This is a genomic window from Allobosea sp. P1_A7 (genome assembly GCF_056406775.1).
The window spans coordinates 1-1,070 of the sequence record NZ_JBFTZN010000598.1; the positions used below are offsets into that span (position 1 = coordinate 1).

General features: G+C 61.2%; 2 protein-coding genes and 1 pseudogene. 1 reads left to right on the forward strand and 2 read right to left on the reverse strand.

Annotation, left to right across the window (positions count from 1 at the left end):
• Positions 1-149 (forward strand): annotated as a pseudogene (locus tag AC1D34_RS37895) (IS630 family transposase); the annotation flags it as partial.
• 129 nt (positions 150-278) lie between these two features.
• On the opposite strand, the gene AC1D34_RS37900 reads toward AC1D34_RS37895, so the two are convergent.
• Positions 279-527, reverse strand: coding sequence for a hypothetical protein (locus AC1D34_RS37900; RefSeq protein WP_441508858.1), 249 nt, complete (start codon positions 525-527; stop codon positions 279-281).
• A gap of 35 nt (positions 528-562) precedes the next feature.
• On the reverse strand, positions 563-853 hold the full coding sequence (locus tag AC1D34_RS37905) for a hypothetical protein (RefSeq protein ID WP_441508863.1): 291 nt from the start codon (positions 851-853) through the stop codon (positions 563-565).
• Positions 854-1,070: the final 217 nt, after the last annotated feature.

Here is a 1,070-nt window from a genome sequence, read left to right on the forward strand (position 1 = left end):
TCCATTCCGTCGTCGACCTGCAGGCCGCCATCAACCGCTTCATCAAGGAGCACAACCGGGAACCACGCCCGTTCCTATGGAAAGCCGATCCCGACCACATCATCGCAGCCGTTAGGCGCGGGCATCAAACGTTGGAATCAATCCACTAGGGTCCTGTTTCTGATCGGAACCAGTCCGCCCTGACATGATGGGTTCGCTCGATCTCAGCGCGACCGGGCCGCATAGTTTTGCGGCTGCCTGATTGACGTCAGCTCGCGGATTCCCCGCTCGGCATGTGTCTAGTTCAAGCGCATGCCAAAGTGCTCGCTGAAGGCCATGGCGTCTTTGGCGTCGGGAAAACTCACGCGAATGCGTTGGTGCTCGGGCTGCATGATGATGCGAGCTTGATGGGGGATTTCGCGTTCAATCAACCAAAGCCCGATGTCGAACAGGCGCTCGTTAAGCGTGAACGGTTCGAGTGGAAGGTCGATCGCGAATGACCCCGCGGTGCCGACAATGTTGGTCACAGCGATGCCGGATTTCTGCATGCCGGCCTCCCGCGCTCAGGACGAGGTCGCATAGATTAGTCCTCTTTGCCGGACTTGTTCAATCGCGACGCCCAGGCCGCGTAAGGCGTGTTCTTGGCCAAGTGCCGATTGAAGTCCGGAGCGCCGTCGTCCCACCAGACCGGGCCCCGCTCCCCAAGGGCAACCTTGGCTGCGTCGACGGCGGCTCGGTCAACATGGAGTTCGCCGTTTCCGCGCTTTGCGTCCTTCACCGCGCGACGAGCATCCATGAGATCAGCGACAAGCTCATGACGGCGCGCAGCCGGAAGGGCGGGATTTGTTGATCGCCACAGCCTCCCGGCGACCATAAAATACCTGCCGTCCGGCGTTGTCGGATGATCGCGCCGGTCGCTCAATCCGGATACTCGCGGGCGAGGCGATCGTTAGCGTCCTCGGCTGCGAAGTCGTCGGCTATGGCGCTTTCGAGTTCATTCTCGTCGACGAGCACTCCGCCGAAATGGCCGATGAAGGCACGCGCCAGGCCTCGGTCCTCGAATGCGATGCGGATCGTCTCCGAACCGGGAA

Excerpts from the sequence above, each read along its gene's own strand:
- AC1D34_RS37900 (WP_441508858.1), bottom strand. The coding sequence starts at position 527 with ATGCAGAAATCCGGCATCGCTGTGACCAACATTGTCGGCACCGCGGGG.
- AC1D34_RS37905 (WP_441508863.1), bottom strand. The coding sequence starts at position 853 with ATGGTCGCCGGGAGGCTGTGGCGATCAACAAATCCCGCCCTTCCGGCT.